The sequence below is a fragment of the Microcoleus sp. B3-D2 genome (assembly GCF_036705345.1).
Classification (GTDB): Bacteria; Cyanobacteriota; Cyanobacteriia; order Cyanobacteriales; family Microcoleaceae; genus Microcoleus.
The window spans coordinates 1-16,364 of sequence record NZ_JAUBUG010000084.1; the positions used below are offsets into that span (position 1 = coordinate 1).

Annotated in this window: 11 protein-coding genes and 3 pseudogenes; 4 read left to right on the forward strand and 10 right to left on the reverse strand. The window is 44.0% G+C overall.

Annotation, left to right across the window (positions count from 1 at the left end):
* Positions 1 to 68 precede the first annotated feature (68 nt).
* The 9 genes and pseudogenes from QUB14_RS24385 to QUB14_RS24425 all read right to left on the reverse strand — a co-directional run.
* Positions 69 to 1,211, reverse strand: a complete 1,143-nt coding sequence (locus QUB14_RS24385) for a glycosyltransferase family 39 protein (protein WP_333220194.1) — start codon at positions 1,209 to 1,211, stop codon at positions 69 to 71.
* Between the two features lie 45 nt (positions 1,212 to 1,256).
* Entirely contained in the window at positions 1,257 to 2,015 is a 759-nt protein-coding gene (locus tag QUB14_RS24390) for a class I SAM-dependent methyltransferase (RefSeq protein WP_333220192.1), read from the reverse strand.
* 30 nt (positions 2,016 to 2,045) lie between these two features.
* Positions 2,046 to 3,305, reverse strand: a complete 1,260-nt coding sequence (locus QUB14_RS24395; RefSeq protein ID WP_333220190.1) for a glycosyltransferase — start codon at positions 3,303 to 3,305, stop codon at positions 2,046 to 2,048.
* A 29-nt stretch (positions 3,306 to 3,334) separates the two neighbouring features.
* Entirely contained in the window at positions 3,335 to 4,393 is a 1,059-nt protein-coding gene (locus QUB14_RS24400) for a glycosyltransferase (RefSeq protein WP_333220187.1), read from the reverse strand.
* A 24-nt stretch (positions 4,394 to 4,417) separates the two neighbouring features.
* Positions 4,418 to 5,401, reverse strand: a complete 984-nt coding sequence (locus QUB14_RS24405; RefSeq protein WP_333220185.1) for a glycosyltransferase — start codon at positions 5,399 to 5,401, stop codon at positions 4,418 to 4,420.
* Between the two features lie 51 nt (positions 5,402 to 5,452).
* The gene (locus tag QUB14_RS24410; RefSeq protein WP_333220183.1) at positions 5,453 to 6,685 is read right to left on the reverse strand and encodes a glycosyltransferase; all 1,233 of its coding nucleotides are present in this window, start codon (positions 6,683 to 6,685) and stop codon (positions 5,453 to 5,455) included.
* Between the two features lie 21 nt (positions 6,686 to 6,706).
* On the reverse strand, positions 6,707 to 8,503 hold the full coding sequence (locus QUB14_RS24415; protein ID WP_333220181.1) for an ABC transporter ATP-binding protein: 1,797 nt from the start codon (positions 8,501 to 8,503) through the stop codon (positions 6,707 to 6,709).
* Positions 8,478 to 9,692, reverse strand: coding sequence for a glycosyltransferase family A protein (locus QUB14_RS24420; protein ID WP_333220179.1), 1,215 nt, complete (start codon positions 9,690 to 9,692; stop codon positions 8,478 to 8,480). Before QUB14_RS24420 ends, QUB14_RS24415 begins: the two co-directional genes overlap by 26 nt.
* A gap of 332 nt (positions 9,693 to 10,024) precedes the next feature.
* Positions 10,025 to 10,579: pseudogene (locus QUB14_RS24425) on the reverse strand (IS66 family transposase); the annotation flags it as partial.
* A gap of 210 nt (positions 10,580 to 10,789) precedes the next feature.
* On the opposite strand from QUB14_RS24425, the pseudogene QUB14_RS24430 reads away from it, so the two are divergent.
* Together QUB14_RS24430 and QUB14_RS24435 are read left to right on the forward strand one after the other, a co-directional pair.
* Positions 10,790 to 11,654: pseudogene (locus tag QUB14_RS24430) on the forward strand (IS701 family transposase); the annotation flags it as partial.
* Positions 11,655 to 11,907: 253 nt separating this feature from the next.
* Positions 11,908 to 12,963: pseudogene (locus QUB14_RS24435) on the forward strand (IS630 family transposase).
* Positions 12,964 to 13,309: 346 nt separating this feature from the next.
* Here the strand turns inward: QUB14_RS24435 and ribE are convergent.
* A complete protein-coding gene (ribE, locus tag QUB14_RS24440; protein WP_333220175.1) occupies positions 13,310 to 14,023 on the reverse strand; it encodes a riboflavin synthase in 714 nt (237 codons plus the stop codon).
* A gap of 228 nt (positions 14,024 to 14,251) precedes the next feature.
* Between ribE and QUB14_RS24445 the strand changes: the two genes are divergently transcribed.
* Together QUB14_RS24445 and QUB14_RS24450 are read left to right on the forward strand one after the other, a co-directional pair.
* Positions 14,252 to 14,758, forward strand: coding sequence for a bifunctional nuclease family protein (locus QUB14_RS24445; protein WP_006635481.1), 507 nt, complete (start codon positions 14,252 to 14,254; stop codon positions 14,756 to 14,758).
* A 5-nt stretch (positions 14,759 to 14,763) separates the two neighbouring features.
* Complete coding sequence (locus QUB14_RS24450) at positions 14,764 to 15,894, forward strand: aldo/keto reductase (protein WP_333220173.1); 1,131 nt, start codon at positions 14,764 to 14,766, stop codon at positions 15,892 to 15,894.
* Positions 15,895 to 16,364 lie beyond the last annotated feature (470 nt).

A 16,364-nucleotide genomic window follows, 5' to 3' on the forward strand; every position in this document is an offset into this window, starting at 1 on the left:
CCGTGTGAGGTGAAAGTCTCACGCACGGTTCTGAAGGAGAGGTTAGGGGGGTAACTCCCTAATCGACTCTAACTGCTAAAGCTATAGTAATTAGCGATACTCTGCAAAAACTCTGCAATTCCTAAGCCAATCAGTAAAGACATCATCGGATATAAAGGTGCATCATACCAAGGTAATTTCGTTTGAGCGCTAGAAATAATTAGCAAATAACAGATTATTTGTAAAGAGACAAATAAGCTAAGTTCTTTTAATTTTGATCTAGCACTCATTTGAGTCAGAATAAAGCAGGCCGGCAAAAAATAAACCCAAGGAATAAATTTTGAGTTAAAAATATCTTTGACATAAAAAATAAATTCGCCTTTGTGGTTTTCCAATGATGATAAATATCGCCCTGTAACTTCAATGTATAAAACACTTTTAATGTAACCAGGATTAAAATAATTCCTCAACATATAATAACTCGACACTGCAAGTATAAAAAATGTAGCTGCTAAATAAGTTTCTCGCGCAAATAAAATTTTTCTAAGTTTTCTTTGCCAAGCAGTATAAATTAAAAGCCCCGGTAAAAACATCAATCCAGCGATACTTTTAGTTAAAACTGCTAGGACTAAGGCAATAGTTGTTAGAACCAAATATAGATAGCGCTTTTTCGGTATATCACTATGCAAATAGCTAAAGTAGGATAGTGAATAAATGACTATCCAAAGCACAAGCAGAGCATCGTAATCTCCTGTTCTGCCAACGTGCTCTCCTACAAATCCAATACTGGTGATTAAAACTAGAGCGCTGACCAGACCAATTTTAATATCTTGAAAATAACTATTGCAGAATTTTAATAAAATGAAGGTCGTAGCTATCCCAGATATTGCCGAAGGAAATCGCAGGGCAAATTCGTTCACACCAAATATTTTCATGGAAGCTACCATCAACCAGATTAACAGGGGTGGTTTGGTATTCCACATATCTGGTTTTCCATCAAAATGAGTCACTAGAAAATTACTATTAATGAGCATTTCGAGTGAATTTACAGCTAATCTCGATTCATCCCACATCCGAATTGTAGGCAAGTGGAGACGTAACAAAAAGACACCATAGCTAAGGATAAAGACGATAACAATAGTAATTGATTCTTGATGCTTCAATAGCCAAGAAATCAAAGATGAAAAATGTTTGTTGAACCTTGCCTTAAGCTCAGTATTCATCAAATTCATAAATTTTATTGTTGTTGCTTAATTGGTTGAAGCATGGATAATTAATTAGGCTGACTTTTGCCAAGCGTATGCAGTTTCCGTCCCCAATGATTCAGGTTTATGCAGCCAATAACTCACCCAGGTTAAAGGAGTGAGTGCAGTACAAAAAAATTGGCGCTTGAGAGAAGATAAACGGGAGAAAGCAACATCATGACAAAGTACCGTCAATGGATTAATAAAAGTCGCAGAGGTTTGGCAAGGAAAACCAATTAATGCTGTCAGTTCATCGATCGTATAGCCGCGCCGGACATGACCCCATTCTGCCATCACCTCCGCTTCCGGTGGGCAAAGTGGTTTCATAAATCCATAGTAGGGAAATCGCCAATTTTCATTGGGAGTGCTCACTAATAAAAATCCCTTGGGTTTGAGCACTCGCAGCGCTTCTGAGATTGCTTTTTGATGGTCGGGAACGTGCTCGATCACGTCAAACATCGTTACTATATCAAATGATTCATTTTCAAACGGTAAATTCGTGGCATCACCGCAGATGAAGCGGACTTTTTCTTGTTGGTTACAAGGGGCATTTGCATATTTAGGATCGAGGTCAATGTTGGTAATCTGTGCTTGCGGATAGAGTAAAGCCGTCAAGCCACCTTGACCGCCTCCGACTTCTAATACTTCTTTACAGGGAACGTCAGGGGCAATTCGGTAAATTGCTCGCATCTTTTCCCGATAAAAGAATCCTTGAGTCAAACCATGAGGAAACGGGTTGCGGCTCAGGAAATCACCTAAAGGTTTTTTAGAAGTTAAATTAGATAGCTGCATTTTAATCTCTCCGTTGAAAGTCTCTATAAATTAATAAGCCTTATTCGAGCAATTTTTCAAGTAAAAAATTAAACCTGAAAAATAGCCAAGTATTTCGCTAAACACCGTACTATACCGATTTTGAAATCCCTGAAAAACTCCCGAAAATACCAATTTGGTATAGTACCAAGGTAAAGAAACTAAGACGCGATAGAGATTCCCCCAATGTTTGTACTGGTTGAACTGAACTAAGAGAGCAGCAACGTGCCCCTTCATGTACTGATACATCTGGCGCTGTAGAGTTGCTAAATTGCCTCGGTGATAATGATAGACAACAGCAGCGGGTTCATATAAACACAGCCAACCTTCTGCCAAAATTCGATACCAAAATTCCGAATCTTCACTGCATCCAGATGCCCCCGCCCCTAAGCGCTCATCAAAGTAGCCCACTTGATTGAATGCTTCTCGCCTGAGCGCCATATTTGCACCGGCCCCAATCTGCCACACAGGAACGCCGATGTTTTTTGTCTGATTAAAAAACTGAGCGTCAAAGGTTAAGGGGCAGTACCCACGATGCAGGCCACTAAATTCTTTTTCAAAGATAACTTGAGAATCAGTTGCTAATTCTGCCGGGAGAACTAGACCCGTGACTGCCATGACTTGAGGATTGCTGAAACTGTGTTGCAAGCGGATAATCCAATCAGGATGCACCTCTACGTCATCATCAGTAAAAGCAATAATTTCTCCACTACTGTAGCGGACACCTGTATTGCGGGCAACGCTCAAACCGGGGCGGGGTTCTAAGAGATAGTGGACTTCGGAAAATTGAGCAGCAAGTTGGCGAGTGGAATCAGAAGTTGGGGCGTTATCAACGACGATAATTTCGTGAAGGGTTTGGGATAGCTTTTGGAGCGAGCGCAAACAATTGACCAACTGATCCGGGCGATCGCGTGTACAAATGACCAAAGACACTGTTTTTGCTTCTCCCTGAGAATTCGACAATTGCTGGCTCATGGTTTCTAACGGGGCTTCCAATGCCATTAAAGACTGAAGGTTGTAGGCTCTCGCATCAGGTTGACCCTTTAACCCCAAGCGATCGCGCACTGCTGGAGTAATCGCTTGCAACACTCGATGAGCAAGTTCTGTCGCAGGCATGGGCAACTGTTCAGCTAAAATCTCCTGCTGCCCTAATGGAATACCACGCCACCAAAACACTAAATGTAACCCTTGACAATTGGGTTCAGCCATTAAATTAGGCAGGCTTTCACTAACATCAATATGCAGAATTTTCCATAATACAAACTTACTCATCAGACTTTTAGGTAATATAGGTAATCAAGTTAACTTGCCTTAGAATTAGAGTTAACTTTTTTATTATCCGCCTCCAAAAACATTTTCTCAACGTCGGTTTGTTTCGTCAAGTATTTAGCACCCGCTATGCTCAAGTAAAATACAGATACGAAGAAAAATTTTAAGGACGGTTTAAAATTGATCGCTTCTCTGATCTGTGCTGTCATGCTGCTAAACTCTCCTTGAGTGAGGAATTTAACAGCATTGGCTAAAGCAGCAAAAGCCCAACAATCTCTAATTTTTACCGATAATTCTCTAGCTCGTTCAGGAGGTAAGTAAGGCAGGATCATTTCATAAGCTTTTCGTATATCTTGCATATCTTTACCCGTCCGCACAGCCTTTCCACTCAAAGAAGTAATACCTGTACGGTAAGTTGCTAGTGGTTCCACTTCATACCAAATCGGGTAGCGAGCAGCAATTCTTACCCACATTTCCCAGTCCTCACCGCTACAAGAAATGCGGCGATCAAAACCGCCTAATTCTTCATAAACTGCTCGGCGGACAGCAATAGAAGGAGTTTGGATCGGATGGCGGACGGCAATGCGCTCTAAAGCATTATTTAATATGCCACTTTCTGCCTGCTCTAATTGAGAAATTCGTTGCCAGTGACCATTTTCATCCATAAAGATATGGCGACAGTAAGCTGCACCAATCTCTGGATGTTCTAAAAAACCTTGGTGTAGTTTGTGGTAAAAACCATCGCGCACACCGTCATCTCCATGCAAGATGTGGAGCAAGTGACCACGCGATCGCTGCAAACAAGTTTCAAAATTACGGATGTAGCCCACATTTTTTTCTTGTCTGTAAAATCCGACTCGCCCTTTCCCCAATTCCTGAACAACTGCTGCCGGGTCGTCGTGGGTAGAATAATCGTCCACTACTTCAATTTGCATGATTTCCGGTCCTGGATCTTGGGCGAGGACGCTCGCTAAAGTTTCGCGTAAATAATTAGCGCAATTGTAAGTAGGAATCATCACAGACCACAGGGGACGCGGCTCTCCCTCTGGAATTGGCTCAATTTTGGCTCGATATAGCTGTTCTTCACTCATCGTAACTTAATAGTAAATGTGAACTTAACTAGCAATTCTGGCACGTCCCAATAACTCTCGGCGTTCCTCCGGGTTCATGCGGATCATCCGGTTAATTCCGGCCCACTTACCCCGCACAAAACTTTTGTTGATCTCCACTTCCGCCGGATTCATCCGCCCCAAAGCCGCTTTTAAAGATTGAATTACGATATTTTGGGAAGCTTTCACCGCCTCGAAAATAAATTTAAACAGCCAATCTTGATAAGAACCAGACCAAAGCAGAGAATCGCCCAAAACTTGAGAGGTTCCTAGACCATAGTTAATATCTATCAGGTATTTTTGAGAGGTACGCCTAGCCGGAATAAAGTGCTTTAACTGGCAATCAGGAGTATACCAAAGTTCGTATCCTGCGCCATAAATTCGCAAAGCAATTTCCACATCACCCCCTGATATTAGCTTAGTGCCGATCCGATCGTGAAGTAATGGTTTATCAATCCAACCAGTATGTGCCAAAGCTGCTCTATTCAACACTAATCCTGCTCCCACTAGGCAAGATTTTTTTTGGGGTTCTGTACCGTGTTCTTGTTGTGCGAAGGAGTAACCATAATTTAATACATATTTAGGCGGTGGAGTTTCCCAATCTAAAATCACTCGACCACCAAAAGCGCCGCAGTCAGGATGAGTCGCAGCAAATTTAACAGCTTGCTCCACCCAATCTTCTGCCAGGAAGCAATCGTCATCGACGAAAGCAATCCAATCAGCCGTTGTATTTTGAACGCCGTAGTGGCGGGCATAGGTTAATCCTTGCTTTGTTTCTGAGCCTGTAGAAAGGTAGGGAATTGTTCCAGACACTCGATATTTTTCGACAACTTCCTGCGTGTTATCCGTGCAGTTATTATCGACCACTAACACCTTCCACTCTACGTCGGGCGACACTTGCTGTTGGGCAAGGGCAGATAGAGCTTTGTTGAGAAGAGGAGCATTGTTATAAGTACAGATGACGATATCAATGGGCGGAAGCTTAGTCATATTTAATTGTCGTTTCCTGCATTGAACGAGAAATAAATTTCTGAAGCAAATCTACTCTTTATAGGCAAATTTTCGCCGAATCTCCTCGATCCGTTTTAAAGAACGGGGGTACTCGCCAAAAAGCCCCACAATCCCACCCCAGCTTTCAGCTAAAATCATGGCTGGGGGCAAAGGATGACAGCCTCTGATGCTCTTTTGCAATTCATTTAACTTATAGCGAATACACGAAAAGATCAGCCGGATTAGCTGCGATCGCTTCGCAGGATCAGTCTGATAGGATTTTACCACAAAAGCCATTAAACCTAACCCCCAAGTCCAATACTGGTGGCGCAGTTTTTCATAATCTCGGCGGTGTTGGTGAAACACCAGATAGCGAGGCTCATAGACAAGGGGATAGCCAGCGCGAACAACTCGATAAAAAATATCTAAATCGCCACCGCCGGGGAGGGGCGCACCGGTATCGAGTGCATCATCAAATCCCCCTAGTTTCAGTAAAACATCGCGGCGAAATGCCATATTGCAACCGGCTCCAAATAGGCCTGCACCACAGGGGTATAACGGATTGTAAGGCAAGATTTTGCCATAACGAATTTTCTCAAATCCGCGCCGAAAACCGCCCCGACTTTCAAATAAGATTTGGGCTTCAGTGGCTAACTCATAAGGTAGCACTAACCCTGTAAAGCCTCCCGCATCGGGATTTTCGGCCCAAGCTTCCCTCAATCCTTTTAGCCATTGGCGATCAGGCGTGACATCATCATCGAGAAAAGCTAATATCTCCCCAGTTGCTTCCTGCAAGGCGCGATTGCGAGCGAAGTCTAAACCGGGTTTTGGTTCCCGGGCATAGCGAACTCCTGGTAGAGAGTCTACCAATTCTTTTGTTTTTTCCTTAGAAGGTGCATTATCAATGACTAACACTTCAAAGTTAAGATTTTCACCTAAAATAGGTGTTTGCAACTTGAGTAAATGTTGCAGGCACCGCGCCAGGTTTTCCGGTCTGTCTTTCGTACAAATTGCCACTGTGAGCGAGGGAAATAGATCGCCATTTTCGGCAGGATTTAACTCTTCTCTAATCGCTTCCTGAAGTAACTTAGTGCCGACTTCCCCCTCGATCATTTTAGCTAAATCTTCAGGAGAAAGGACGCTCTTTGGAGGAAGAGGCTGCATGATCAAACCAACCGCTTTATCTTTTCGCCGCACCACTAAGGCAATTCCTGTATCTTCCTCAGAAATTGTCAGAGTGGGAAGGGGCTGTGTCACTTCAATGTCAATAATCGGATAAGGCATAAGTGATTCACCAAATTCCTATTAGTTTTGTAAGTTGCGGTGTTGCAGGTGATAAAGCTTGGCAAACAAGCCATCGAGTTTTAGCAAATACTGGAGGTTCCCTTGTTCGATCGCCCTGCCATTTTCCATCACAATAATTTGATCGGCATTTTCAATCGTCGATAAGCGATGAGCAATGACAATGACGGTGCGGTTCTGGCTGAGCGTGTTGAGGGCTTCCTGAATCAAGTTTTCAGCAATACTATCTAGAGCATTCGTTGCTTCATCCAGAATTAGAATATCGGGGTCGCGGACAATCGCGCGAGCGAGGGCAATACGCTGCCTTTGTCCGCCAGAAAGGCGAACGCCGCGATCGCCGACTTTTGTGTCATACCCCTCCGGCAGTTGGCTGATGAAACCGTGAGCATTGGCAAGTTTTGCAGCGTCAAAAATTTCTGCATCTGTTGCTTCCAAGCGCCCGTAGGCGATATTATCCTTCACCGTCCCGCTAAAGATATGAACCTCTTGGCTGACTATCGCAATTCCCTTTCGCCAGTCGGTTAAATTCAGTTCTTGTAAGGGGCTGTTGTCAATATAGATTTCTCCTGAACTTGGCTCGTAAAAGCGACACAGTAGGCTGATAATGCTGGATTTACCCGCACCCGATGGCCCCACTAAAGCAGTAGTTTGGCCGCGTTTAAACTCGATGGAGACATCCTCTATTGCAGGCTGATCTTCAGGATTGTAAGTTAAGGAAACTGACTCAAAATATATCGCCTGCTTTAACTTGTCAAAGGGAACATTACCAGAGCGGATGTAAGGTTTATCAGCAGTCTCTAAAAAAGACATCACCAGTTCAGCAGAACTGGCGGTAGATATTAAACCTAGCCTCGCTACATCTAGTTGTTGTACCTGGGGTTGCAAGCGGTAGAGTATGAATAAAAAAGTCAGCAGCGTTGGCATAGCTGACTGGTTTTGCAAGAGGGCGATCGCCAAAATTCCTAGCAGGAGGAGTGCGGAAAAAACTTCATAGAGCGGATTGATGAGCCCTCCCAGCATATCGAGTTGCAAAAAGGTGTTTCGCACCTGCTGGGAAGCGCGATCGAAGCGCTCTTGCTCGTAAGGTTCCCGTCCAAAGGAGCGGATGGCTCTCATCCCCCCTAATCCCTCCCACATTCGGACAGCGAGCTGAGAATTGGCGTCTACAGCTTGCTGTGCCAGATGTTTGACTCGGCGGGTCACAAATTGGATGAACTGTGAGATGAGGAAGAGCGCTATAGTGATAATTAAGGTGAGTTGCCAAGAGATTAGCAGTAACAGCGTCGCCAGGACAGTAATCGTACAAGCACACGTAATCAAGTTAACAAACAAACTCAAAGCTTTGCTAGTCTGCCAACTCTCTGTCGCCAAAATATTCATAATCTTTCCCGATTCGCTGCGCTCTAAGAAAGAGTAGCTCACGGTTAAAGTTTGGTTGAAAATTTTGCAACGCAATCGGTGGCTAATCCGTGAGTTTAACCATGCAAAAAGTATAGAATTACTATAGACAATCAGGTTTTTAATCAGGATGCTAACTAAAATACACAAGGGGATGATTAAGACGCGGTAGCCAGCAGGGACAGCAGCGAATATCTTGTTCAGAGAATCAATGAAAGAATTGCCAGTTATAACCTGAGCTTGCTCTTGCTGTAAAGTTTGCAAAAAGGGAATGAATAAGCTAATCCCAAAGCCGTCGGAAAGGGAAGCAAGCATACCCAAGGAAATCATTGCCGGGATTGCCCAAGGGTATATCTTGAGGAGGGGAAGCAGAGTTTTAATAGCTTGAATTTCTTTTTTCATAAGACAACTCTGCCTTTGCCGATGGAGTGGCGCTAATGTTCACTTGAGGGAGCGTGTCAATATCTGCTTGATTTCGCTTGACAATGCGAGAAATTGAGCGGTGAAAAATGTTCCCAATCGTTACCATGGATTCGATATTTTTGCGCCGACTCTCAACCAGCAGCTCTCGGCTGCTCAATTTACAGTCAGAGGATGGCCGGTCTTTTGCACTCAGAGGGGTCTCCAGAGCAGCTTGAGGTTTCCAAAACTGGGATAATAGGTTTAAAAGGCTCTTCCCCAATACTCTGTAAAAACCATAACGGGACAACGGTGAGATGCACTCAGCTTTTAAAGCTTGGAATAACCAAAATAGCGCGGTGCGATCGCTGCCATTCCGACTACTTTGGTGTGCTAAATACATCAAAAAATTACTGGCAGACAATCGGTGTAGGAACTCTGGAATTTCAGGATGCCGTTGCTTTACATCTTGCAGCATTAAGGCGTGGGACTTCGCCATCACCACATAATTGCTAGACATACTGCTGTAAACTTTGCGGTATCCAATTAGAAATTCCGGCACGACTCCGAATTGATAGTATTCTGCCAGTCGCAGGTACAAGTCCCAATCTTCACAGCCTTGAGCACTCTTCTCTATATAGCTAGTGTCGTAAAAGCCAACCTTATCTAAAGCAGAACGCCGGATCATCGAAGCGCTAGCATTGCCTAAAAAGTTGTGGCAAATTAAGGTTTCATAAACTTCACCTTCAATCGTAAAAGCGCGGATTCCCCCGGTTAAAAATCCCTTTTCATCAATATCTAATGACCAAGAATAGACAACTCCTAGCGATGGCTCTCCCTCCATCATACATTGAACTTGTTTTTCTATGTTTTCAGGATACCAAATATCATCTGCATCAATGGGGGCAATATATTCTCCTCTCGACTTCTGAATTGCTAAGTTTCGAGCAGCAGCGACCCCAGCATTTTGCTGTTTCAAAAGCTGAACGCGAGAATCTTTTTTGCTGATTTTTTCTACAATTTGAGCGGTTCGATCCTGGGAACCGTCATCGACTACTAAAACTTCAATTGCTGGATAAGTTTGAGCGAGAACAGATTTCAGGGTTTCTTCAATAAATTGCTCAGCGTTGTATGCAGGGATAATGACTGAGACGAGAGGCAAAGAGGGGGATTTTGGAGAATCGGGTCGCATAAGGTTTTAACAAGGTTTTCCAAAATTTTTGTTGCTTTTTAAATTGGCGGATATACCTTACACTTCTCGCCGTCAGGACTTAGATATTTGGTGGAAGATACAGCCAAAATCAGCTAATAATAATTGTACCGCCTTCTCAGTTAAAAGTCAATGGTACACAGCACGTCTCAATAAGTTGTGCAAATCAAGACAATGCTGATCGACTAAAACAAAAAGTCATATTCTTAGAGGTAAAGAGATGTCGGTTTATAAATTCCTGGAGAGCAAATAAAAGTAAGCGTTCAGGGGGTATAAAGAAGACAAAAAACCACCCCCAAAATCAAAGAATAAAATTAGGCAGCCGTCAACAAGTCAGAATCATCAGAACAATTATTAGCGTCAGGAAGCAAAGAAGGAATGGCTGTACCACCACGAGTAGCAACAACAGCCTGAGTCATAAACTCCAAAACATTCCGCTTTTGAGACTTCAGGGTTGTCACCACAGTAAGCATCCGAGCTACAAAAACACTACCAGCTTGAGTTTGAGAACCAAAACTGGTACGTCGCCAGAGCACGGCAGGACGTGGGGCGCGTTCGGCGGCATTATTAGTGGGTTCGACACCAGCAGTGGTAACAAACAACCACATTGCCTGCTCAACTTTGAGCAGTTGACGACAAGTGCGAACTGTTTTTGCTAAGGGAGTTTTTTCCCGCGATGTGATTTGGTATTTGTCAGCTTCGAGTAAAGTGGCTGTAATGGATGAGCGAATCTCCTGAACCAACTCACCAAAATCACCACTAGATAAAGTACCATCTCTGACTCGATGCCAAAGTTCAAACAACTTCTCTTGCTGTTTCACCAGTGCAGTTCCCAATTCTGCCGAGACTCCAGTCCGTTCCGATATTTTCAGGACTTACGCACGAACGCTATATATAGCGTACCCTCTTCCCAGACTAACTAGAGCGATTCCTGACGCTACCCCGGGCTAGAAAATCGCTTGAACTATTGCTAGATTTTATTTTTTTTATTTTTTTTATAAGATTTTTTTCTGGATGGAGGGGACTTAAGAGAAAAGCTTGGCTGTAAAATAGCAGATGAGCAAAAAAATCTATTGCGTATGAAATTTACTACGCTTGACTACTGTCAATATTTACGCTCGCAGTCAAATTAATTATACGGTGACCAATCTGGCTGACCATCTCAAGCGGTGCAGCCACGATACTATTAATTTATTATTAAAAACTTAAAAAATCACTTCCCGGATGCTTTGGAAGCAAGTTAAGCTGATTATCAAAACTGATGAAGGAGGTTATCTTTTATTTGACGACACAGTTATTGATAAAAGATTTGCCACTAAAATCGAGCTGACTCGCCGACAATATAGTGGAAACGAAAAACGGGTACTTCGGGGGATTGGTCTAGTTACTTGCATCTATGTCAATCCAAAAAAAGGGCTTTTTTGGATAGTGGATTACCGCATTTATGACCCTGATGGAGACGGAAAGACTAAACTAGACCATGTAAAAGATATGCTCAAAGGTATAGTCTATCACAACCAATTGCCTTTTGGGAGCGTCTTGATGGATAGTTGGTATGCTACAAAAGATTTAATGCTGTTGATTGATAGCTGGGGTAAGTTTTACTACTGTCCGCTTAAAAGAAATCGATTAGTTGATGATACAGGAGGGGTATAAAAGTATAAACTAATTGAAGATTTAACGTGGAGTAATGCTGAAAATGAGTCAGGTAAAATTGTAAAAGTTAAAGGATTTCCCAAGGTTAAAAAAGTGAAATTATTTCGGGTAGTTGCCTCAAACTGTGACACGGAATATGTTGCTACCAACGATAGGTCTCAGTTTTCTACGGATGACGTTAAAGATTTATGCGCCAATCGATGGAAAATTGAGGAGTTTCACAGAGAACTGAAACAACTGACTGGAGTTGAAAAGTGCCAGTGTAGAAAAGCCCGGATTCAAAGAAATGTATCGGCTCAATAAGTAGGGGGAGCCGAGAAAAATAAAGTAAGCGAGGGACACGGAAGATAATAGAATAGGACAAATGACGCAAAAGCTAGATTCGTGGAAAAAGTCGGGAGAAGAATTACTGCAAACCATCGAGCCAAAAGGGATTGCAGACGAATCCATGCGTCGGACAGTAAGTAGGTCGGCGCAAAAAAAACGAAGTATGTTAAAATAAGTAAAGAAAGAGAATACATCTACTGAGGTAACTCAATATATGGGCGCTAGATTAAGGGTATTCCTGACTCAACAACAAGACAAAACTCTATTAGAACTGAGAATTGCGGATGTTCCACAAAAAGTCAAAGATAGAGCAGAAGTAATTAGATTAAATGCACATGGCCCGTAGGTTGAAAAAATAGCTGCTCATTTTAACTGGACTCCACAAACAGTGAGAGAGGTTTTACATAAATGGTCGCATCTAGGCATGGAAGGGCTTTGGGAATCGCCTGGTCGAGGGGCAAAACCCAAGTGGAAAGAGTCAGATATAGAGTTTTTAAAAGAATGCCTCAAAAACGAACCACGTACATATAACAGTCTTCAATTAGTCCAGAAATTAGAAAAAGAACGTTCTGTTAAACTAAGTGCCGACCGATTAAGACGCATACTAAAAAAAAAGGGTTTATTTGGAAACGAGCGAGAAAAAGCCATAAAGGAAAACAAAACCCCATGGTACGAGAAATAAAGCTCTCCAGACCTAGATATGTTGGAATGGGCAGCGGCTGCGGGAGAAATCGACTTAAAATATTTGGATGAATCAGGATTTTGTGCGTGGAGTGAACCAAGCTATACTTATTATCAACGAGGTGAACAAAAGCGGCTAGAACAAACGAAAAGGCGTGGTCGTAGATTAAGTATTGTAGGGCTTATTCAACATAAAATCAGCTTTGTTTACGGTTTAGTAATTGGGGGTGTCGATCGAAAAGCTTATATCAAAATGATGGAGCAAGAAGCCCAACAAGCTGCTGAGATTGGACGACTAAGAGTAATAGTACAAGACAACGGCCCCATACATCGATGTCATGAAGTCAAACAGTTGTGGTCGAAGTGGGAAAATCAGGGTTTATATATCTTTTTCTTGCCCAAATATTGTTCCGAAATGAACCCAATTGAATTACAGTGGCAACATCTTAAAAAAGATGAATTAGCGGGACAAATGTTTGACGATGAATTAGAGCTTGCCTACGCCGTAATTCATGGAGTAGAAGTTAGAGGAGAAAGAGGAAACTACCGCACACAACGTGTTAAATTTAACTCGAATCCTGCTACTTAATGTTTCGTCACATAAAGCTAAATTTTCCCGCCTACCTACTTACTCTGGCTGCTTAAAAACTGTCCGGAGTATTGAGGAATAGATTTTTATTAATGAACCGCAGAGAGCGCAGAGAGCGCAGAGAGAGAATTAAGAGTTAGTGGGGTGCCTCTGCTTTGAACAGTCAATTATTGATATAATTAATTCGCTGCTGAGGCCTTATACAAATCAAAAACAGGCTCACCTGCCTGTTCCACAAAGAGTGAGTTTTCTTGTGGGGTTGGCAGGATAACCCGCGCGTAAAAGGCTGATTGAGGAGGGTGTAAGATATCAGATATTAGCAAGGTGCGCGGTGCGTACCCACAGATTAAATAAATCCGTGTTCTGCTAAGAATTCTGGTGTAATTGTTCCCAAACTGTTGATTGTGGGGGTTTCTTCCCACGGTTCGGGATGGGATTTTGCTCCGCTGCGGAGAAATTTGGCGACATATTTGCCAAGAATATCTGCTTCTAAGTTTACTAAACTTCCTGGTTGCAAATAGCTGAGGTTTGTCTCACCAAAACTGTGGGGAATTACCGCAACTTCAAACCAATTGCCGTCAGCATCGCAATCTGCCACGGTTAAGCTGATGCCGTTGACGGCGATGCTGCCCTTGGAAACGATGTAAGGTGCGATTTGACGCTGCCATCCCGAATTTGCTGCTGGTGGGGCAGTAAACCGCATCTCCCAAGCGTTGGCGGTTTGGGTTGATGTTGCTAAAGTGCCGATCGCATCTACGTGTCCCGTCACAAAATGTCCCCCCAATTTGCTACCGGCGCGCAGGGAGGTTTCTAGGTTCACCAAGGCATCGGGGAATGATCCCAGAGTTGTGCGGCGGAGGGTTTCTGGGGAAGCGACGGCGACAAAACCTTGCGGCAGAACTTCCACTACCGTTAAACAGACTCCATCCACGGCTACGCTGTCCCCAATGGCTAAATCTTGTAAAATTGGGTAGGAGTTGTTTGATGTGCAGGAAATTTGGAAATAATCGTTGCCTAGCGACTTCAGCTTTCCGAGAGATTGAATTAGTCCTGTAAACATAAGTATTTTTCCGTAGTCGATCGCTTATTTACATCAAACCATAGGGACAAACCAGAGACAGGAGGTTTTGCCGTCCCCCTGTCCCCTGGAGTCAATCTAAAATCTAAAATCGACAGTCCCAGATCTGTTGCAGATTCAGGCGAAGATCAAGTCATACTGGATTTAGGTGATCTTTATGTCCAAGTTCTCTACTGCCTTACAGTTTCTTAATTCTATGAGGCCGATCGAATGATTGAAATGAAAGTCGCTGGAATTGCCTTAGATGCAGCCACGCGCAGTCCTATTGTCTTATTGAGAGACGCTACTGAGCGACGGGCTTTGCCTATTTATATCGGTCAGGAGCAAGCAAAGGCTATTATTAGCGCGATCGAAGGGCACAAACCTCCTCGGCCCTTAACTCACGATCTGATGGTCAATTTCTTAGAGGCATGGAGTCTTACCTTGGAGCGCATAGTTATTCACTCGCTGCAAGATAACACGTTTTATGCCGTCCTGATCGTCCGTCAGGGAGAAGTTAAAAAAGAGATCGATGCCCGACCTAGCGACGCGATCGCCCTAGCCCTGCGAACGAACTGCCCCATCTGGGTGATGGAAGAAGTCGTCGCCGATGCTTCGATACCGGTCGATCGAGATGCTGATGAGGCAGAACGCCGGGCCTTCCGGGAATTTATCTCAAACCTCCGTCCAGAGGATTTGATCAAGAGAAGCGGCTTCAGTCCCGGCGAAACTTCCTGACCTTTATGCGCTATCGACGGTTTGGCAAAACGGAGTTGCACCTGTCGGTATTTTCCTTGGGAACCATGCGCTATTTGGCTTCTGAGGAAACTGCCTGTCAGACTGTACAACAGGCGGTGTCTCAGGGAATCAATCACCTGGAAACTGCGGCTGGTTACGGTTGCAGCGAGGAATATCTTGGCGCGGCCCTTTCGGCTGGTTTGTCTGTCGATCGATCGCGCCTCCACGTCACTACAAAAATTTCCCCAACGGAGGATGCAGCAGCCATGGAACGCTGCATCGACGCATCCCTCAAACGCCTGAATTTAGACTATATCGATTGTCTGGCAATTCACGGTTTGAATACTTGGGAACATTTGGCTTGGGTGCGATCGCCCACAGGCTGCATGGAAGCTGTACGCAAAGCCCTGGCTGAGGGTCGCATTCGGCACGTCGGCTTTTCGACTCACGGGCCTCTGGATCTGATTTTGGCTGCAATAAGTACAGATTTATTTGAATTTGTCAACCTGCATTATTACTATTTTTTTCAGCGCAACGCCCCGGCAATTGAACTCGCCAAGCACAAAGATATGGGCGTTTTCATCATTTCCCCAGCCGATAAAGGAGGGCAACTCTACACGCCTCCGGAAACTCTCGCACAATTGTGCTCGCCTTTCTCGCCTTTAGAGTTGAACTATCGATTTTTACTCAGCGATACTAGGATTGGGACTCTGAGTGTGGGGGCTGCAAATGCGACCGAATTAGAGCAACCTCTGAAATATGCCGATCGCGACTTTCCCCTCACCCACGCCGAACTCGCTGCGTTCGATCGGCTAGAATCGGCTATTGCAGCCACTTTGAAAACCGACAAATGCAGCCAGTGCTATGCCTGTTTGCCTTGCCCGGAAAACATCAACATTCCCGAAGTATTGCGACTTCGCAATCTCGCCGTCGGGTGCGACATGACTGACTTTGGCAAATACCGCTACGCCATGTTTGAAAATGCCGGACACTGGTTTCCCGGCAGCAAAGGCAACCGCTGCACCGATTGTGGCGAATGTTTGCCCCGGTGTCCCGAAGAGTTAGACATCCCCAGCCTCCTCAAAGATACTCACCAGCGACTGGGCGGCAAAGCAGGCAGGCGGTTGTGGGATTGAAAAAAAGGTGATGCAGGGAAAAGGCGATCGAGCGTATCTAAGTGTTGCAATAATTACGTTAAACTTTGGTTTAAGTGAATTTACGATAGAGTCGAGCGAAAAACTACTTAGCTTGCGGACTGTCTGCAGGCATTGGTGTCCACTTAACGTCTTATGTTGTACCAATCTACTGTTTGAGTTCACAGTCTTCCCGATCCCCCCTAACCCCGCAGGGACAAGAGCGTCAAAGTCCCCCTTCTTAAGGGGGATTTACGGGGAGCGAGACTCGGCTATAAACGAGAGATACAAATGGTTTTAGTCTGAAGTTGACACCCATGTCCCCTGTCTGCTCGCAACAAACTTTAAATAGGAGCCGACAGTATATGGAAAAACAACTAAATAAGACAATCTGATTGAACACCGAGAAATTGATTTATTTAAAAATATCCCAGTCATTTTCTTGCTTTATTGCCCCCGGCGAGAGCTAACAA